General features: G+C 62.6%; 21 protein-coding genes. 14 read left to right on the top strand and 7 right to left on the bottom strand.

Going from position 1 to position 19018, the window contains the following annotated elements:
• Nucleotides 1–62 precede the first annotated feature (62 nt).
• A complete protein-coding gene (locus GRI32_RS08565) occupies nucleotides 63–2156 on the top strand; it encodes a TonB-dependent receptor (protein WP_160591243.1) in 2094 nt (697 codons plus the stop codon).
• Between the two features lie 150 nt (nucleotides 2157–2306).
• Here the strand turns inward: GRI32_RS08565 and GRI32_RS08560 are convergent, their stop codons facing one another.
• Genes GRI32_RS08560 through GRI32_RS08550 form a run of 3 tightly spaced genes read right to left on the bottom strand, consistent with a single transcriptional unit; the run spans nucleotide 2307 to nucleotide 3865 of the window.
• Nucleotides 2307–2855: a (2Fe-2S)-binding protein gene (locus GRI32_RS08560; protein ID WP_160591241.1), complete on the bottom strand. Its 549-nt coding sequence runs from the start codon at nucleotides 2853–2855 to the stop codon at nucleotides 2307–2309.
• Between the two features lie 12 nt (nucleotides 2856–2867).
• Nucleotides 2868–3050: a hypothetical protein gene (locus tag GRI32_RS08555; RefSeq protein ID WP_160591240.1), complete on the bottom strand. Its 183-nt coding sequence runs from the start codon at nucleotides 3048–3050 to the stop codon at nucleotides 2868–2870.
• 41 nt (nucleotides 3051–3091) lie between these two features.
• On the bottom strand, nucleotides 3092–3865 hold the full coding sequence (locus GRI32_RS08550) for a class II aldolase/adducin family protein (protein ID WP_160591237.1): 774 nt from the start codon (nucleotides 3863–3865) through the stop codon (nucleotides 3092–3094).
• 76 nt (nucleotides 3866–3941) lie between these two features.
• Here GRI32_RS08550 and GRI32_RS08545 point away from each other — a divergent pair, with 76 nt between their 5' ends.
• From GRI32_RS08545 to GRI32_RS08485, 13 genes are all read left to right on the top strand, one after another.
• A complete protein-coding gene (locus GRI32_RS08545; protein WP_160591235.1) occupies nucleotides 3942–4487 on the top strand; it encodes a VOC family protein in 546 nt (181 codons plus the stop codon).
• Nucleotides 4488–4603: 116 nt separating this feature from the next.
• The gene (locus GRI32_RS08540) at nucleotides 4604–5149 is read left to right on the top strand and encodes a VOC family protein (protein ID WP_160591233.1); all 546 of its coding nucleotides are present in this window, start codon (nucleotides 4604–4606) and stop codon (nucleotides 5147–5149) included.
• Nucleotides 5150–5217: 68 nt separating this feature from the next.
• Entirely contained in the window at nucleotides 5218–6510 is a 1293-nt protein-coding gene (locus GRI32_RS08535; RefSeq protein WP_160591231.1) for an MFS transporter, read from the top strand.
• A gap of 44 nt (nucleotides 6511–6554) precedes the next feature.
• On the top strand, nucleotides 6555–7484 hold the full coding sequence (locus GRI32_RS08530; protein ID WP_160591229.1) for a helix-turn-helix domain-containing protein: 930 nt from the start codon (nucleotides 6555–6557) through the stop codon (nucleotides 7482–7484).
• Nucleotides 7485–7628: 144 nt separating this feature from the next.
• Complete coding sequence (locus GRI32_RS08525; protein WP_160591227.1) at nucleotides 7629–8162, top strand: 2,4'-dihydroxyacetophenone dioxygenase family protein; 534 nt, start codon at nucleotides 7629–7631, stop codon at nucleotides 8160–8162.
• 11 nt (nucleotides 8163–8173) lie between these two features.
• Nucleotides 8174–8716 (top strand): 2,4'-dihydroxyacetophenone dioxygenase family protein, encoded by a 543-nt coding sequence (locus GRI32_RS08520; protein WP_160591225.1) that lies wholly within the window; start codon nucleotides 8174–8176, stop codon nucleotides 8714–8716.
• Between the two features lie 12 nt (nucleotides 8717–8728).
• Nucleotides 8729–9286 (top strand): 2,4'-dihydroxyacetophenone dioxygenase family protein, encoded by a 558-nt coding sequence (locus GRI32_RS08515; RefSeq protein WP_237437475.1) that lies wholly within the window; start codon nucleotides 8729–8731, stop codon nucleotides 9284–9286.
• A 2-nt stretch (nucleotides 9287–9288) separates the two neighbouring features.
• Entirely contained in the window at nucleotides 9289–10380 is a 1092-nt protein-coding gene (locus GRI32_RS08510; protein WP_160591223.1) for an aromatic ring-hydroxylating oxygenase subunit alpha, read from the top strand.
• Entirely contained in the window at nucleotides 10377–11228 is an 852-nt protein-coding gene (locus tag GRI32_RS08505; RefSeq protein WP_160591221.1) for an SDR family oxidoreductase, read from the top strand. Before GRI32_RS08510 ends, GRI32_RS08505 begins: the two co-directional genes overlap by 4 nt.
• A gap of 24 nt (nucleotides 11229–11252) precedes the next feature.
• Nucleotides 11253–12371 (top strand): NAD(P)-dependent alcohol dehydrogenase, encoded by a 1119-nt coding sequence (locus tag GRI32_RS08500; protein WP_160591219.1) that lies wholly within the window; start codon nucleotides 11253–11255, stop codon nucleotides 12369–12371.
• A 5-nt stretch (nucleotides 12372–12376) separates the two neighbouring features.
• Nucleotides 12377–13273: an MBL fold metallo-hydrolase gene (locus tag GRI32_RS08495; RefSeq protein ID WP_160591217.1), complete on the top strand. Its 897-nt coding sequence runs from the start codon at nucleotides 12377–12379 to the stop codon at nucleotides 13271–13273.
• Nucleotides 13274–13285: 12 nt separating this feature from the next.
• Entirely contained in the window at nucleotides 13286–14287 is a 1002-nt protein-coding gene (locus tag GRI32_RS08490) for an alcohol dehydrogenase catalytic domain-containing protein (protein WP_160591215.1), read from the top strand.
• Between the two features lie 22 nt (nucleotides 14288–14309).
• Nucleotides 14310–15674 carry an MATE family efflux transporter gene (locus GRI32_RS08485; protein WP_160591213.1) on the top strand — a complete coding sequence of 455 codons (1365 nt, stop codon included), beginning with the start codon at nucleotides 14310–14312 and terminating at the stop codon, nucleotides 15672–15674.
• 14 nt (nucleotides 15675–15688) lie between these two features.
• On the opposite strand, the gene GRI32_RS08480 is transcribed toward GRI32_RS08485, so the two are convergent.
• The 4 genes from GRI32_RS08480 to GRI32_RS08465 all read right to left on the bottom strand — a co-directional run bounded on the left by GRI32_RS08480 (nucleotide 15689) and on the right by GRI32_RS08465 (nucleotide 18950).
• Complete coding sequence (locus GRI32_RS08480; RefSeq protein WP_160591211.1) at nucleotides 15689–16057, bottom strand: winged helix-turn-helix domain-containing protein; 369 nt, start codon at nucleotides 16055–16057, stop codon at nucleotides 15689–15691.
• Nucleotides 16058–16074: 17 nt separating this feature from the next.
• Nucleotides 16075–16869: a response regulator gene (locus GRI32_RS08475; protein WP_160591209.1), complete on the bottom strand. Its 795-nt coding sequence runs from the start codon at nucleotides 16867–16869 to the stop codon at nucleotides 16075–16077.
• 362 nt (nucleotides 16870–17231) lie between these two features.
• Nucleotides 17232–17663 carry a response regulator gene (locus GRI32_RS08470; RefSeq protein WP_160591207.1) on the bottom strand — a complete coding sequence of 144 codons (432 nt, stop codon included), beginning with the start codon at nucleotides 17661–17663 and terminating at the stop codon, nucleotides 17232–17234.
• Nucleotides 17664–17792: 129 nt separating this feature from the next.
• Nucleotides 17793–18950: an N-acetyltransferase gene (locus GRI32_RS08465; RefSeq protein WP_160591205.1), complete on the bottom strand. Its 1158-nt coding sequence runs from the start codon at nucleotides 18948–18950 to the stop codon at nucleotides 17793–17795.
• Nucleotides 18951–19018: the final 68 nt, after the last annotated feature.

Genomic DNA, 19018 nt, shown 5'->3' with positions numbered 1-19018 from the left:
ATTGCAAATGACTCTCAATAGAGGCGCTTTTGCAAATCATTCGCAAGAAAATCGAGGGTCACTTGACACATTCCACCACTCTTCGCTCCGCCCTGTTGCTGTCCGCATCGTCCCTGTTCCTGGCAGTGCCGGCGCAGGCGAACGAAGCCGCCCAGCGCGATTACCTGCCGACCCACATCGTGGTGACAGCACAGGTCGACAGCTATGTGGGCGACGATGGATCGACCGCCACCAAGACCCCCACCCCGCTGATCGACGTGCCGCAGACCGTTACCGTGATCACCTCCGACCAGATTGAGGATCAGGGCGTGACCCAGCTGGGCAATGCCTTGCGCTATGTCCCCGGTGTCAGCCTGGAAAGCGGCGAGGGCCACCGCGATGAAGTGTTCATCCGCGGCCAGGAAACCACCGCCGACTTCTACCTCGACGGCCTGCGCGACGATGCGCAATATTACCGCTCGCTGTATAATGTTGACCGGATCGAGGTGCTCAAGGGCGCCAATGCGCTGATCTTCGGGCGCGGTGCGGGCGGCGGCGCGGTCAACCGCGTCAGCAAGATGGCCGAAACCGACATGGCCTTTGGCAGCGGCGCGGCCAGCATCGACAGCTTTGGTGCGTTCAGCGTTTCGGGCGATGTGAACACGCCCGTGTCATCCACTGCGGCGCTGCGCCTGAATGCCACCTATGAGGATTTCGCCAACCACCGCGATTTCTACAATGGCCGCTTCATCGGCGTTACCCCCACGCTGACGATCGAGCCGGGCGCCGACACGCGCTTCATCGCCAGCTACACCTATGACAATGACGAGCGCGTCACCGATCGCGGCATCCCCAGCCTGAACGGCCTGCCGCTGGCGGGCTATGACAAGACCTTCTTCGGCGATCCCGATTACAACAACAGCGAAGTTGAAGTACACATCGCCCGCGCCCGGGTGGAGCATGATTTCTCGCGCGCGATCAGCGTGAATGCCAGCCTGCAATATGCCGATTATGACAAGTTCTATGCCAATCTGGTCCCCAGCAGCGGCACCACCGCCACCACCACGCGGCTGGCCGGATATGAAAGCGCCACCACCCGCACCAATCTGATCGGTCAGGCCAATCTGGTCGGCAATTTCGACACCGGCTCCATTGCTCACACGATACTGGTGGGCGCGGAGTTCACCTCTGGCGATACCGATTCGGTGCGCAATCAGGCCCGGTTCAACAATGGCGCGGATACGTCGATCACCGTGCCGCTGGCCGATGTGATCGTGCCGCCCGCCTTCACCCTGGTGCCGCAGCGCGCCACCACATCCGACCTGTCCACCGTCTCCTTCTACATTCAGGAACAGATGGACCTGGGCATTGTCCAGCTGGTGGCGGGCGTTCGCTATGACGAGTTCGACCTGTCTTCGACCGATCTGGTCGCCAATTATGCCGCTGCCCGCAAGGACAGCCGCTTCAGCCCGCGGCTGGGCGTGATCGTCAAGCCGCAGGACAATATCTCGCTCTATGCCAGCTTCTCGGAGAGCTTCCTGCCGCAGTCGGGCGACCAGTTCACCGTGCTCGATTCGGTCGATGTGGCGCTCAAGCCGGAGACTTTCGAGAACTGGGAAGCCGGTATCAAATGGTCGATCCATCCCGAATTGTTCCTGACCGCAGCCATCTTCCGCCTGACGCGCGACAACACGCAGGCTCCCGATCCGGCCGGATCCGGCCTGACCGTGGCTGCCGGGGAAAGCCAGGTGGAAGGCTTTGAATTCGGCCTTGCGGGGGAACTGGTGGACAATCTGAATGTCAGCCTGGGCTATGCCTATCTGGACGGCGAGATCACCGAAACGACCAGCGCCGCCGTTGCCGGAACCACGCTGCAACAGGTGGCCAAGCACCACATCACCGCCTGGACGCGCTATGACGTGACGGACCGGCTGGGCTTTGGTGCAGGCGTGATCCACCAGTCGCGCCAGTTCGCCTCCATGTCCAACAACGTGGTGCTGCCCGCCTATACCCGGGTGGATGCGGCGATCTATTTCGACGTGACCGACAGCCTTGGCCTGCAGGTCAATATCGAGAACCTGTTCGACGAGGAATATTACCCCTCCGCCCACGGCGACAACAACATCCAGCCCGCCAAGCCGCTGACAGCCACGCTGGGCGCCCGGATGAAGTTCTAGGGCAACAGGCACTTCGTCATTGCGAGGACCTGTAAGGGCCGCGGCAATCCACGGCGATCAAGGGCCGAGGGCAGCGAACATATCCCGCCACTGCGGTTTGGCTTGCACTGCACTGGATTGCTTCGTCGCTGCGCTCCTCGCAATAACGAGTTATTCTTCCTCACCCAGCATCCTGAGTGCCGGCACCGCCTGCGCGGCATCGGCAGGATCGATGCCGGGTGCAGGCGCGGCGCTGATGGTTTCCCGGCGGCGGGCCACGCGCCCTGCCCGCTGGATGGCCCTGACCAGCCGCGGATAGACACCGCAGCGGCACAGATTGGGCACGGCCTGTTTGATATCGGCCTCGCTGGGATCGGGATTGCGGGCGATCAGTGCGGCGGCGGCAATGGCGATGCCCGGCGTGCAGAACCCGCACTGGATCGCCTGTTCGGCCACCAGCGCCTGTTGCACCGGATGGCTGCGATCGCGCGCCAGCCCTTCGATGGTGGTGATGAAGCGCCCCTCCGCCTCTGCCAGCGTGACCAGGCAGGACCGCAGCGCCTCCCCATCGATCAGCACCAGGCAGGCGCCGCAATCGCCCACGCCGCAGCCATATTTGGTGCCGGTGAGATTGGCGGCATCGCGCAGCGCCCACAGAAGGGGCGTTTGCGCGTCCATATCGAAACGGACCGGACGGTCATTGACGGTCATCTGGGTCATGGGAAGCGCCTGTCAGCCCTCAGCGTAATTTTCAAGCAGGCCGCATTTGCCGCAGCGATAGGTGGTGATGGGCAACAGCGATTTGCCCTTTGTCTTGTAACCCGTCCAGATGCTGCGTTCCAAAATGCCTTCGACCCAGTTGCCCACAACCCTGGCGCCGTTGGAATCCTTGGTCAGGGTTGTGCCCTTGGCCATTCTTCCAGCGCATTTGGGACAGGTCCGGGATTCCGGCGCCATCAGTTGCGCCAGCTGGAATCGATCTTGTCGATCCGCCGTGTCCAGGCTTCGAAATCAAGCTTGCCGAAATCATCCACCAGCATCAGGTCGCGGTCGCGCTGGTGCACTTCGATCACTTCGGGCGGCACCACGACCGGATCGCCCAGCGCCCCGGTCTTGACCTGCACCTCGCACGCGCGCTGGAACATGTAATACAGGAAGAACATCTCATAGATGGTCTTGCCCATCACCACCGGGCCGTGATTGCGCAGCATCAGCACCTGCCGGTTGCCCAGATTGCGGACCAGCCGCTCGCCTTCTTCGGCGCGCACGGTGATGCCTTCGAAATCGTGATAGCCGACCAGCCCTTCGAAGAAGCAGCTGTAGAAATTGGTCGGGGTCAGCCCTTCCTTCGAACAGCACACCGCCATCGTATCGGTCGTGTGCGTGTGAACAATGGCATGCGCCCAGTCGAGCGACTTGTGGAAGGTGCCATGCTGGGTGAAGCCCGCCAGATTGACCGGATAGGGGCTGGGCGACAACTTGTTGCCCTGGCCATCGATCTTGATCAGGTTGGAGGCTGTCACCTCATCCCACATCAGCCCGAACGGATTGATCAGGAAAGCATCGCGTTCACCCGGAACGCGCAGGGTGATGTGGTTATAGATCCCCTCGCACCAGCCCATGTGATCGAAAATGCGGTAACAGGCGGCCAGCTCCTGCCGGGCCGTCCATTCCTCATCGCTGCAATCAATCGGCGGCTTGGCCGCATCCGGCTTCAACTGCGTTGCCATCGTCATCTCCCACGCAAACTTTCCTCTTTCGTGCTTGTAGGGATAGGATAGTCTTTCGCCAATGGGGAGAGGCGTGATGCAGACTATGATGGGTTTCGGCCGTCCGACCAAGACGGTGATACAGACCGCCTTCGTGGTGGAGGACCTGGCGGCGGCGCTGCACTACTATACCCGCACGCTCAATATCGGCCCGTTCTTCACCCTGCCGCACCGCACGGCGCCGGGCCGCATCTATCGCGGGATGGAATCGCTTACCGAAAGCAGCCTGGCGATGGGCTTTGTCGGCAATATGCAGATCGAACTGATCCAGCAGCATGACGATGCGCCATCGCTGTTCAAGGAAGCGGTGGAGGCGGAGGGATACGGCTTCCACCATTACGGCGTGGTGCATGATGATGTGGAGGCGGTGCTGCCCGCCTATTATGGTGAGGGGTATGAGCTGGTCGGCTCCACGCCCGTGCCCACCGGCGGCACGGTGGTGTTCCTGCAATCGCCAGACCCTGTGCATCGCGGCTATCTGGAGCTGATCCCTTACACAGAAGCGATGGACGAGATGTTCACCCGCTACTGGCAGGCGGCGCAAGGGTGGGACGGAACCGACCCTGTCCGCGATTTCGGCTGACGCCTTGGCGCGCAATATTCCGGTTCGAGATTGACTTTGCCCCGCCAATTCGCGAGCCAATGCGCCGCGACCGGCCAAAGTCGGCGCACGGCCCGCATTTGGGGGGAGAGGATTCGATGGTAACGCAGCTTGGCTTTGGCCAGCCGATGGGGGGCGTGGCGCAGACGGCATTCATCGTGCCGAACCTGCAGGCGGCGATCCATCACTGGGTTGCCAACATGGGCACAGGCCCGTTCTTCGTGCTGCCCAACCTGCTCAGCCCCGGCCAGACCTATCGCGGCAGCGAAAGCACTGCCGATGTGACATTGGCGATGGGCTTTGCCGGTCACATGATGATCGAACTGATCCAGCCGCTGGATGAAAACCCGTCCGTATACCGAGAGACGATCGAGAAGCGCGGCTATGGCTATCACCACATGGGCATTGCCTGCGATGACGTGGAAGCCGCCAGCGCCGACTATCAGACACGCGGATACCATGAGGCTTACCGCGCCGCCGTGCCGACCGGCGGAGAGGTGATCTACCTCGACAACGGCACTGGTGCCGACATCGGATTTATCGAACTTCTGCCGGTCACCCCCGGCATGAATGAGACCTTCACCCGCTTCTGGGAGGCCTCCCGCAATTGGGATGGCAACGACCCGGCGCGGCCCTTCATGTGAGAGACTGACAGATTATGGCAACTGCAACAGATATTGCCGCTGAGGGCACGACACCCACCGGCAACTGGATGAAAAATTCGCCAAAATATCAGGCGCTGCTGGTATTTCTGCTCAGCCTGAATTTCGGTATCGTGTTCTTCGACCGGCAGGCGCTCAATGCCTTGATGCCGTTCGTTCAGCCCGAACTGGGCCTCACCGGCACGCAAGTCGGCCTGCTGGCCGCAGGGCTGAGCTTTTCCTGGGCCATTGCCGCATTCTTCGTCGGGCGGCTGTCCGATTCGATGGGCAAGCGCAAGATCCTGCTGGTGATTGCCACGGTGGCGTTTTCGCTGTGTTCGTTCCTTTCGGGCATTGCCACCAGCTTCCTGTTCCTGTTCGCCGCGCGCCTGCTGATGGGCGTGGCCGAAGGCGGCGTGATGCCGATCAGCCATGCGATGGTGGCCAGCGAGGTGAACCCGGAGCGGCGCGGACTGGCGCAGGGCGTGGCGCAGAACCTTGGTTCCAACCTTCTGGGCAGCTTTGCCGCGCCGGTGGTGCTGGTGGCCTTTGCGCAAATGTTCAGCTGGCGGGAGGCCTTTTATCTGGCCGCCATTCCCGGCCTGATCAGTGCCGCGCTCATCTGGTTCATGCTGGAAGAGCCGCAGATGCCCGCCAAGGAACCTGCTCCCAAGAAGACGATGGGCCAGACGGTAACAGATTTTCTGGCCGAAACGGGCAAGGCCCTGGCGGTTCGCAACATGTGGATCAGCGTGGTCGTGGGCGTGCTGATGGTGGGGCATTTTGTCACCACCTGGGCGTTTATGCCGCTGTTTCTGGTGCAGCAACGCGGCATGGATGAAACATCGATGAGCTGGCTGATGGGTTCGCTGGGCATTGCCGCAGCCATCTATTCGATCGTCGTGTCCGGCCTTTCGGACAAGATCGGGCGCAAGCCGGTGATGGTGTTCCTGCCATTCCTGTCCGTAGTCGGCCCGCTGGGCGTGCTGCTGCTCGATCCGGCCGGTTTTGCGGGCACGGGCCTGTTCGGCCTGTCCAATTATGCGCTTGTCCTGGTGCCGATCTTCTTCATCGGCTGGATGGTCAACGGCATTTTCCCGATCTTTATGGCCACCATTCCTTCCGAGAGCTTCAAGCCGATCCACCATGCCACCGTGCTGGGTCTGGCCATGGGCAGCTGCGAAGTGCTGGGCGGCGTGTTCGGACCGATTGTGGCGGGCTGGATCAACGATGGCTTTGGCGCTGACAGCTTCCTGTACCTGTTGATGGGGCTGGCCGTGGTCAGCGGATTTGTATCCATGGGCCTTCGCGAAACCGCGCCGGCCGCATTGCGCCGCAAGGGGATCACGCCAGAGTTCGCTTGACCGCACAAGGAGCGCGGCTCTAACTTCCGGTTTCGGAGGCCGTCTTGAGCACGATTGAGCAGTTCAATACCCTCGACGTCGCCCCGGACCAGCGGGCGCGTTACTGGAACGACCTGGCGCAGCAGCACTATGCTGGCAGCCAGGTCGATGCTGCCTATTCGGACTTCAATGGCGAGGTGTCATCGTGGAACCTGGGCCGGCTGCGCCTGCTGCGCCCGCGCACCAATGCGTGCCGCGTCACCCGCACGCCGATCCTCGATGGTGAGCCGCGCCTGATCATGCACCTGCAATGCCGCGGTGTGAGCGATCACGAACAGGGTGGCCGCCGCGTGCGGCTCAACCCCGGCGATGCGGTGCTGTGCCGCACCGATCGCAGCTATCGCATTGACCTGTCACGGCATGAAACGCTGGTGGTGGAATTTCCCCGCCACCTGCTGGCGGGCGAGATCGACGGGCTGAACCAATGGCTGGTCAGCAAGCTGCCCGGCACATCGCCATCGCTGCGCATCCTGCACGATTTCCTGCTGTCGCTGTGGCAGCAGGGCTACCGCGAAACCCACCATGAAGGGTGGGAAGACGAAGTCAGCAGCGTGTTCTCGCAATTGCTGGCGATGGCGTTGCGCGGGGCCGCGTTCGACCACAACCGGCGCAGCGAACCGGCGCTGCTGCAACGCGTGCGCGCGCTGGTGGAAGCGCGCCTGCAGGACCCGCAATTCAGCGGTTCGGCCATTGCGCTGGACTGCCAGATCTCCGTGCGTGCGGTGCAGATGATCTTTGCTGCGATGGGCACCACGCCCAGCGCCTATATCCAGGAACGCCGCCTTGTCCGCGCGGCGGAGAAGCTGGTCACCCATCCCGAGGCGACAATCACCCAGATCGCCTTCGATCACGGCTTCAATGACAGCGCCTATTTCACCCGCTGTTTCCGCCGGCGCAATGGCGTGACCCCGCGCGAGTTTCGCATTCGCAACTGATTGCCCCCAGTTGCGCTTGAGTCGTTGCGCTTGAGTCCCTGCCCGCTTTCGCTTCAGTCCTAGCGTTCGATCAAAGGGAGGCCTATTCTGCCGCGATAGGATGCGGCCAGCAAGGCTGCGCAATTATCGAGAGGACGCTGCATCATGCCTGAAGCACCCACCACAGAACCATGGGCCGGTACCAAGCCTGTTCCCCACGCGCTGCGCCCCGGCGCGAAGCCCGAAGCCTATATGGCCAAGATCGCCGAAGGGGATGAGCGGCTGTGGGTTCCGATCGTGGAAGACGTGTTCTCCAAGCCCGTTTGGATCAGCCCGTCGCTGAACATGTGGGCCGATGTGCTGATGGCCAAGAAGGCCTGCATCGTGAACCGGCATTACCACCCCAAGCCGATCTGGGCCTACACCATCAGCGGCAAATGGGCGTATCTGGAGCATGAATGGACCGCCACGGCAGGCGATTTCATCTTCGAGACTCCGGGAGAAAGCCACACGCTCGTCTCCTATGAGCATCCCGACCCGATGAAGGTATTCTTCGTCGTCTCCGGTCCGCTGATGTGGCTGGATGAAGAGGGCAACACTGTCGGCCATTATGACGTGTTTGACTACATGAAGGCCGCCCGCGAACATTATGACAAGGTCGGCATCGGTGCCGATTATGTCGACACTCTGATCCGTTAAGAGGAAAAACAATGGCTACCAACAAGATGAAAGCCCCCGCGTCCGACACCAAGGAAATCGTCGATGTGCCATGGGCCTACCGCGAAACCGTGGACCGGCTGAGCCCGGGCGGGCGCTATATCGACATGGGCACCGACGTGGACAGCCCGTGGGTTCCGTTTGGCGATGGCGCGGCGATCAAGCACCTGATGTTCGACGTGCGCACCAACACCTATTCCAACATCCTGTGGATGAAGGGCCCCGGCACCATCGGCACGCATCTTCACCGCGGCACGGTGACGATGGTCACGCTGACGGGCAGTGTTCGCTATCTGGAATATGACTGGGTCGGCACGCCGGGCGGGCTGATCCTGGAAGTTCCGGGCGAGGCGCATACGCTGGTGACCGAGCATCCCGAAGGCTGCAAGCTGTTCGGCTGGATGAACGGCCCGATCGATTTCTTCGATGCCGAAGGCGTCTATGCAGACACGGTCGACGTGTGGTGGATGATCACCCACTATGAGACCTACTGCAAGGAAAACGGCATCCCCCTCAATCCCAAGCTGTACCTGTAAGGAGAGACCATCATGGCCACACAGGAAAAATCCAGGCTGGGCGGTATTAAGGCACCCCCATCCGGCGCATTCAAGATCGTTTCCGTGCCGGAACCGCACAGCAACATGCTCGACAAATATTGCGTGTCGGGCACGTATGTCGGCCTGTCGGAGGAGGAGAGCCCGTGGGTTCCCTTTGGCGACAATGCCGCCATCCGCCACCTGGCCTTCGACGTGCGCAACAACGTCTATGCCAATGTGCTGTGGATCAAGTCCAAGGGCGTGATCGGCACGCACAAGCATCGCGGCATGGTGTGGGCCATCGGGCTGGAAGGCACCTTCCGCTATCTGGAATATGACTGGGTCTGCCATCCCGGCGAATTCATCACCGAATTCCCCGGCCATGCGCACACGCTGGTGACCGATGAGGAAGACGGCATGAAGGCCTTCTTCTGGATGCAGGGCGCCAACGAGTTCTATGACGAGAACGGTGAGTTCGTCGAAACGCTCGACGTGTGGTGGTTCATGAACCACTATGAAACCTACTGCAAAGAGAACGGCCTCGAGATCAACAAGCAGCTGTATCTGTAGGGATGACGACCGAAGCCTTCATAGACGCGGTGGGTTGGCAGCACCCGCGCGATGCCTGGTACATGGCCGGGTGGGACAAGGATGTTCCGCCCGGCGAGATTACCGCGATCACCATGCTCGGCCAGCCGCTGGCGCTGGCCCGCGACGAAGCAGGCACGGTGTTCGCGCTGGAAGACCGCTGCCCGCACCGCGCCGCGCCGCTGTCGCTTGGCCGGTGCGAAGGCGGCGGCCTGCGCTGCCTGTATCACGGCATCCGCTTCGCCAGCGATGGACGCGCGGTGGAAGTGCCCGGCCAGGATGTGATCCCGCCCGCCTTGCGCGCCCGCGCCTACCCGGTGGTGGAACGCCACGCCGCGATCTGGGTGTGGATGGGCGATCCGGCGCTGGCTGACGCCGGGCAGATTCCCGAATTTATCGGTTACCGCCATCCCGACTGGGCGATGACGCCCGGACGGCTGGATTACGAAGCGCCCGCAAGGCTGATTCACGACAATTTGCTCGACCTTTCGCACATTGCCTATGTCCACGCGGCGACCTTTGCCGGGGGCAGCGAGGAATCGGCTGATGGCTGGTTGGCGGCGAAGATTTCCAACATCACCCTGCCCAACGGCGTGGCGGTGGAACGCGCCATGGCCGGGATGCCGCCCAACCCGGCCGGTGGCCGTCATGTGGATGAGGCCGACGTGTGGAGCCGCTATGACTTCACCGTGCCGGGCGTGTTCATCCTGCGCACCGAAACCTATCCCCACGGCACGATGGACCGCGCCAGTCAGGGCCGCTGCGAAGGTCTTTCGCAGTTCACCACGTTCACTTGTCAGGCGGTCACCCCGCTGACCGCCGACACCACCTGCTATTTCTTCGCTTTCGGCCCATGGGCGGCAGAAGCCGAAAAGCAGGATTTTTTCGCCGACCTTGGCCTCAGGGCATTCCACGAGGACAAGCGCATGATCGAGGCGCAGTGGCGCACCATGCAGGCAACCGGTACACGTATCATGCCGCTGGCGATGGACCAGGCGGTGCTGAAATATGAAGCGGTAAACAAGCGGCTGCTGGCCGCGCGCAAAGCCGCCATGCAGGAGAAGGAAACAGCGTGAAAACACTCGACCAGTTCGACCTGACCGGACGGTCCGGCATCGTCACCGGCGCAGCTTCGGGCATTGGCCTGGCCTATGCCGAAGTGCTGGCCGAGGCCGGCGCAAAGGTTACGCTGACCGATGTCGATGCGGCGGGCGCAGAGCGGGAGGCGAAGCGGCTGGCGGATCAGGGCTATCAGACGCGCTGGGATGTCTGCGACGTGTCCGATCTGGCGCAGGTGGCGCAGGCGTTTGACAATCACGTGGCAGCATTTGGCGGATGCGATGTCGCCTTTGCCAATGCCGGGCTTGATGTGGGCAATGGCTTCTGGACACCGGAGGGCAACCGCAACCCCGAAGGCCAGATCGACGTCTATGATCCCGAGCGCTGGTACAAGTCCATCGGCATCAACCTCAATGGCTGCTTCCACACCGTGCGCGAAGCAGCGCGGGTGATGAAGGCGAATGAAGCCAACGGCTATCGCCGCGGCGGCTCCATCGTCATCACCAGCTCCAACGCTGCCGAAGTGAATGAGGCCATCGTCGGCGTGCCCTATATGGCTGCCAAGGCGGGGGTGAAGCATTTCATGCGCCATTCGGCCTATGAACTGGCCGCCTATGGCATCCGTGTGAACGCCATCGCGCCCGGCCCGTTCGTCACCAACATCGGCGATGGCTGGGTGAAGAAGAACCCGGCGGCGAAGAAGGCGTGGGACGAGCTGGTGCCGGTTGGCCGCATGGCCGAAACCTACCAGATCAAGCCGCTCGCCCTGCTGCTGGCCAGCGATGCCGGCAGTTACATGACCGGCAGCCACGTGATGATCGATGGCGGCATGCAATTGGGACCGATCAAGCCGCTGAACGACTGACAAGACACATCTCCGGGAGAGACCATGACCACACAGGCACGCGCCGCCATTTGCCAGGGACCGGGCAAGGACTTCACGCTTGAGCATGTGCAGCTGGATGATTTGCGCGGGGACGAAATCCTGGTGCGGATGGTCGCCAGCGGCATCTGCCACACCGATATGGCGGTGCGCGACCGGCAATTGCCCACCCCGCTGCCAGCCGTGCTGGGCCATGAAGGGGCCGGTATTGTCGAGGCGGTGGGCAGCAATGTCACCTCCGTGGCGGCAGGGGACCGTGTGCTGATGAGCTTCAACAGCTGCGGCCATTGCCCCAGCTGCGATGTTTCCGCGCCGACCTATTGCTACAATTTCTTCCCGCATAATTTTGCCGGAGCGCGCGCCGATGGCAGCGCCACCATCACGCAAGGCGGGGAGACGGTGAGCGGCAACTTCTTCGGCCAGTCCAGCTTTGCCAGCCACGCCATCGCGCATCAGCGCAACGTGGTGAAAATTCCCGACAGCGCGAGCGATATCCCGCTCGAACGCCTCGCCCCGATCGGTTGCGGGCTGATGACCGGCGCGGGCGCTGTGCTGCGCAGCATGGACGTGCGCGCGGGCATGCCGATTGCCATTTTCGGCGTCGGCACGGTGGGGCTTGCCGCGGTGATGGCGGCCAAGATTGCCGGCGCAAACCCGATCATCGCGGTCGACATGCATGACAGCCGCCTCGATCTGGCGAAGGAACTGGGCGCCACGCACACGATCAGCGCTCGCGGGGATGCCATGGGGCAGATCGCGCAGCTGGTGCCGCAGGGGCTGGCCTATGCGTTTGACACCACGGGTGTGAAAAAGGTCATCGAAGGCGTGTTCCCGCTGATCGCGCCCAAGGGCATTCTCGGCCTTGTCGGTGCCTCTGCCCCCACGGACGATCTGGTGCTCAACGAAAGCTCGCTGATGGGCGGCGGCAAGCGGGTGATCGGCATTCTGGGCGGGGACAGCGATGTCGGAGCCTTCCTGTGCGAGCTGATCGCCTATCACGCGCGCGGCGAGTTCCCGTTCGACCGGCTGATCCGCTATTTCCCGTTCGAAAAGATCAATGAAGCGATCGAAGCCAGCGAGAGCGGCGAAGTGGTCAAGCCTGTCCTGCGCATATCGGCAGAGTGAAGGCGATGATCCGCAAACTCCTCGCCCTGATCGCGCTCACTCTGGCAACGTCGCTGGCAACGCCGCTGGCCGCACAGGATGAACCCCCGCTGCGGGTGGAAGTGCTGCGCACCAGCGCCGGATCGCTGCATGTCAATTCCGCCCTGATCATGGGCGCGCATGATGCGGTGCTGGTCGATCCGCCCTTTACGCTGGCCGATGCTCACCGGGTGGCGGCAATGGTGCTGGATAGCGGCAAGACGCTGACGCATATTTTCGTCACGCACGATCACCCCGATCATTTCTTCGCGATGGAAGTGCTGGAACAGGCCTTTCCCGATGCGGAGATTGTCGCCCATCCCACGGTGGTGGCCGATATCTGGCGATCCCTGCCGTTCAAGGTCATCCGCTGGAGCCCCGGCCTGGCCGAAAATGGCCCCTCCTACCCCAGCGCCCCGCATGCACTGACCAGCGATGTCATCATGCTGGAAGGGCATGAACTGCGCGTGCTGGGGCCAATGCAAGGCGATCATGTCCACTCCACCGCGCTGTGGGTGCCGGAAATCCGCGCGCTGCTGCCGGGCGACCTGGTGTTCAACGAAGTGCATCTGTGGCTGGGCGAACACGATCCCGCAGCCGTGGCCGAATGGGGCGCTTCGGTGGACCGCCTGATCGCGCTGGACCCTGCCATCGTGGTGGCCGGCCATGCCCGCCCCGGCCTGCCCGATGATGCCAGCGGCCTGGCGTTCACCGCACGCTATCTGGACCAGTGGCCGCAGCTGGTCGCCCGCGCCGCCGATGCCGCCGATCTGCAGCAACTGGTGCGCGCTGAATTTCCCACCACGATAGACGTGCTGGACAATTTCATCCTCGTCAATTCCACCCAGGTGGCAATGGGCGAGCAGCCGATCTGGACCGAATAGGAATATGCCCGCATGAAAGCCGTTACCTTCCAGGGCCTGCACAAGAAGCTCGCCTATGAGGACATTCCCGACCCCACGCCCGGCGAGGGCGAGCTGGTGGTGAAAGTGGGCCGCTGCGGCATTTGCGGCAGCGACCTGCACATGACCGAGGATGCGGCCTACGGCTGCAAGCACGGCGATGTGCTGGGCCATGAATTCGCCGGAGAAGTGATGGCGCTGGGCAAGGGCACCACGCAGTTCAGGCCCGGCGATCTGGTCTCCGTCATCCCGCTGAAGAGCTGCGGGCACTGCGAGCATTGCCGCAAGGGCGCGGTGCAGTGGTGCGCCGAGTTCGGCCTGCAGGGCGGCGGCTATTCCGAATATGCCGTGACCCGCCCCAACCAGTGCATCCCCCTGCCCACCGATCTGACGCTGGCCGATGGCGCGATTATAGAGCCGATGGCGGTGGCGCTGCACGGCGTGAACCTTGCGGCCATGAAGACCGGCGACAAGGTGCTGGTGCTGGGCGCAGGCCCCATCGGGCTGGCGGTCGCCTTCTGGGCCAAGCGTTTTGGCGCAGGCAAGGTGGCGGTGCAGGACATCGCCGATTTTCAGGAGATGCGCGCGCTGGAGATGGGCGCGGACGTGTTCGTGGTCGATCCGCAGGACCCGGTCGGCAGCGCCGAACAGGGGCTGGGCGGCAAGGCGGACATCGTGTTCGAATGCGTGGGCATTCCCGGTCTGATCGATCAGGCAGTCAGCCAGGTGCGCGGCGATGGCACCATCGTGCTGCTGGGCCTGTGCACAAAGCCCGATACGCTCAACACCTTCGCCATGCTGTCAAAGCAGGTGCGGCTGGTGACCAGCGCGTTCTTCACCCGACAGGAATATGTCGCATCGCTGGCCGCGCTGGAAGCGGGCGCAATCGAGCCCCGCCGGCTGATCACCGACACGATCTCCCTGGCGAACACCCCCGATGTGTTCGAAAGCCTCAAGCATCGCACCACCCAGTGCAAGGTGATGATCGCGCCCTGACCTCGGGGCTGCGCATCCATTCATGGCCAAGAACGCCAAACTGATCACCGGCTCGATCGCCGGCCATCTGGTCAACCAGACAGCGCCGCTGATCGTGGGCGTGGCGGCGATCATGTCCATCGGCATTATCGATGCCTATTTCGTCGGCCGCCTTGGCGCCACGGAGCTGGCGGCGATGAGCTTTATCTTCCCGGTCAGCACGGCGCTTTCCTGCCTTGGCGTGGGGGTGATGGCGGGCACCAGCTCTGTTGTCAGCCGCGCGCTGGGGGCAGGCAAGGATGACCGCGCCAGCCAGTGCGCCAGCCTGGGCATAGCCCTTGGCCTGCTGACCGGAATTGCCGTGGCCGTGCTGCTGGCGCTGTTTCACGATCAACTGTTCGGCCTGATGCGGGCAGAGGGCGAGATGCTGCGGCTGATCGGCCTGTACATGCTGCCGTTCGCGCTGGGCTTTCCGCTGCTGCTGACAGTGTCGGGCATCAATGGAGTGCTGCGCGCGCAGGGTGCCGCGCGGCGCAGCACCGTGGTCTCGCTCAGCTTTGCCATCGCCAACTGGGTGCTCGATCCGATCCTGATCGATGGCGCGTTCGGCTTTGCGGGCTTCGGCATTGCCGGGGCCGCCTATGCCACCATCGGCGGCTGGGTGCTGGGGGTGATCGTCGGCTTTGTGATGCTGCAAAAGGGCCAGATACCCTTTGCCCTGTCATCATTGCTGCATGCCGACTGGGTCCACGGCATCCGCGATGTGCTGCGCGTGGCGGTGCCCGCCGCGCTGACCAATTCGATCAACCCTGTGGGCCTTGCCGTGATGACCACTTTCCTGGCCCATGAGGGAGAGGCGGCGGTCGGCGGCTTTGGCGTGGGCGGACGATTGCAGATGTTTGCCGTGGTTCCGCTGCTCGGCCTGTCCGGCTCCATCGGCGCGATCGTGGGGCAGAACTGGGGCGCGAAGCGATATGACCGCGCGCGCTTGGCCATGTTGCAGGCGGGCGGTTTCTGCCTGTTGTACGGATTGCTGGCGGGCGGCCTGCTGTATTTCGGGCGCGGCTGGTTTGCCGGCATCTTCAGCGAGGATGCAGCCACGGTGGATGCCGCCATGCGCTATCTGGAAATCGCCGTGTGGGGATACTGGGCCTATGGCCTATTCATCATGGGCAATGGCGCGTTCAATGCCATCGATCAGGCCTCCACCGCGCTGATGCTGTCACTCGCCCGCGTGGCGCTGGTGATGGTGCCGTTCGCGCTGATACTGCAAGGCGCCTGGGGCGCGGACGCGGTCTATGGCGGCGAATTGCTCGCCAATCTGGCGGGCGGCGCAGTATCGATGGCGATTGCCTGGTGGATATTCTCGCACCGGCGCATGGACCGGGCAGAGCCGCAGGCCGCCTGATCGGCAGGAAATTCTCAGTCGGCAGGCGGCAGCGGCACTTTGCGCAAGCCTTGCGCCAGAGTGTCGAAATCCTCGCCGCCGGTATGGCCTTCCACCTGCGCGGACAACGCACGATAGGCCGCCAGCATCTGCGTGCCGGCATCGGTCAGCCGGGCACCGGCACTTCCGCCGCCACCGGGCTGCGTTTCCACCAGCTTTTCAGCGAAACAGCGGTTCATCACATCCACCAGCTGCCAAGCCCGGCGATAGCTCATCCCCAGCGCGCGCGCGGCCGCGGAGATGGAGCCGGTATCCCGGATCGCATCGAGCAGGTCTGCCTTGCCCGGACCGATGGCGATTTGGTCCGCGCACAGCAACTGGATCTTCAGCTTGAGGCGGTCCATCGCTGGCGCCCCGGCAATCAGCTGAGCGGACGGCTGGAACCGAAGAACAACGCCTGACTGATCGCCGCACGCACCGTGTCTTCCTGGAAAGGCTTGGTGATCAGATAGGTCGGCTCTGGCCGGTTACCCGTCAGCAGCCGCTCGGGATAGGCGGTGATGAAGATCACCGGCATGCTGCCCGTGGCCAGGATATCGTCCACCGCATCAAGCCCGGAGGAGCCATCTGCCAGCTGGATATCGGCCAGCACCAAGCCCGGCATTTCTCCGGCGACCACTTCCTGCGCCTGCGTCCGCGTGGCGGCGGTGCCGCAAATGTCATGGCCAAGCGATCGCACGAGGTCTTCCAGCTGCATGGAGATCAGCGGCTCATCCTCGATGATCAGCACGTTGGTGGTGCTCTCGCGGTCGATTTCCTCCACCGCCTCACGCACCAGCGATTCCACGTCGGCCTCGTCGATCTCCATGATCTGGGCTGCTTCGGCCGGGGTGAAATCCTCCACCGTGGTCAGCAACAGCGCCTGCCGGTTGAGCGGGGTGATCTTCTTGAGCTGATCCTGCGCTGCCACTTCATGCAGGCTGGCCCCGCCATTGCCCTCTCCATCGTCGAGATAGGCGCTGGACCATAATTTGTTGAATGCGCGGTACAGCGGCACACGTCCGCCGCGCAGGCTGTCTGCCACGTCCTGATCGGCCAGCGCGGCCTCCAGCGTGGCCTTTACAAAGGCATCGCCGGTTGTCTGCGAGCCGGTAAGCGCGCGGGCATAGCGGCGGAGAAACGGAAGATGAGCGGCAACTTCAGCACCAATGGACATAGGACCCTTCCCGATGATTGCTTGGGGCTTGAACGCGCCGGATCAAAGCTGGTTCCGGCGGCGGAAAATTTGGCGTTATATGCAGCCAGACATGCTCTGGTCCGCAATGGCAACCCCCTGATTGCAAAGCGCTTTTGAAAAGGCGCGAAAATTATTTTGCGGCCGCCGGAACCGCGCAATGATTGGCGCATTTTATCCTATGTCACCGCCGAGACCCCCCCTCCCGTCCAAACGGCTGGTGACATGATCCCGAAGGGCCTCCGCTCCATTGAGCGGAGGCCTTTTAACTTTGGGGCCGGGTTAATTTGCCACTGCGGGAAAATGTGGAGTGGAAGAGTGGTTGTGGCTCAGCGCAGCTCGGATCAGCGCAGCGCGCTGCGCAGGCGGGCGATAAGGCCGGTCTTGTTGCCGCTCATCAGGACTTCAACCAGCTGCGCGGGATCGTAAGGCTTTTCGAACACCGCGCCCATCTCCTTGACCGAGGCGGGAATATCTTCCGGCGATCCGGTGGAAAAGGCGATGCGCGGGCGTTTTGGGCCAAGCAGGCTGACCAGTTCGGCCAGCGCCCAGCCATCATCGCGATCGGTCAGGTGGACGTCGAGGATAATGGCATCGGGGCGCGCTTTCTCCAGTTCGGCCACGGTGGCCGCCATGCTGGAACAGATGATAACCTCACCCGCGCCGCCATCGATCAGCGCCGCTTCCAGTGAAAGCGCCAGTACCGGATCATCCTCCACCAGCAGAACGCGCTGCATCGGATTCTTCTTCGGCTTTGCAGGCTTGTTCTTTGCCATAGTGTCCCCAGCAGATGGCCCACGCCATCCGGACAGCTAACGTGGTCAGTGGCTTGGTGGTTCCCGGCGCTGCACAAAAAGCACTCTTATGGGCGCAACTGTTGCAATACTGCCAACAATTGCTGCCCGTCAGAGCGGCTTGCCATAGATCCGGTACTCCCGGTTCATCTTGGCCTGGATGGCTTCGGCAATGGCCACCATCCCCTGATTATCTTCCAGCACCCAGCCCACTTCGGCGCGTTTCACGCCGTGTTCGGCAACCGCATAGCGGCGGATATATTCGATCATCATGAAGGCCAGCTGGCTGGCCAGGCGGCTGTTCTGGTATTTGCGCACCACGCCCATCAACGGCACGCGGAAGTTCGCGCCCCTGGGTTTGCGCAGCCACCACAGCAGTCGCGCCCAGTTGAACGGGAACAGCCTGCCGCGCATGGTAATCAGCTTCTCATTCATGTCCGGCAGAGACATCATGAAGGCGACCGGTTCCCCATCGACCTCCGCAATCATGTTTGCGCCTTCAATGATGATCGGCTTCAGCTTCTTGGCGGCATAGGCCTTCTCGGCCTCGGTAAAGGGCACGAAGCCCCAGTTGTTCGACCATGCCTCGTTCAGGATATCGATGAAGATGGCCGCGTCGCGATCGAAATGCTTCAGGTCGACCGTGCGCACGGTGATGTTTTCATTGCGCTCACCCGATTTCACGATGCGGTTGACGATCGGCGGGAAACCTTCGTGAACCTCCAGGTCATAGGTGTAGAGCTTCTTCGCCACTTCATAACCGGCGCTTTCCACCCATGCCTGATAGGCGGCATTGTCATGGCCCATCATGAACATTGGCGGATGGTCATGGCCGTGGGTCAGCAGCCCCGGCTCCTCCCACACGGACAGGCTGATCGGGGCCAGCACGCGGGTCATTCCCTCCGCGCGCAGCCAGTCTTCCGCGGCGGCGATCAGCGCGTGGGCGACTGCCTCATCCTCGGCCTCCAGCAGGCCCCAGTTACCGGTGCCCGGACCCATGCCCTGCTTCTCCGGCTGGGTCAGCGCCAGCTCGTCTATATGTGCGGAAATGCGGCCCACATCGCGGCCATCGCGCCGGGCGAGGAACAATTGCATCCGCGCATGTTCGTGAAACGGGTTCTTGCCCGGCGTCAGCAGTTCCACCATGTCGGCCCGCAGCGGCGGCACCCAGTTGGGATCATCGGCATTGAGGCGATAGGCCAGTTCTATGAAGGCCTTCAGCCCACCCTTGCCGGATACCGGTACAATATCTATTTTACTGCCAGACACGATCCATTGCCCTTGTTCATTCTGCCTTCGCTCTGCTTATGCTTTGCCGGCGATGTCAAGCGGCCCCG

This window comes from Alteraurantiacibacter aestuarii (assembly GCF_009827405.1).
In the GTDB taxonomy this organism is placed as follows: domain Bacteria; phylum Pseudomonadota; class Alphaproteobacteria; order Sphingomonadales; family Sphingomonadaceae; genus Alteraurantiacibacter; species Alteraurantiacibacter aestuarii.
Note: the sequence above shows the minus strand (reverse complement) of the source record. Positions and strands in the feature narration are given on the sequence as shown.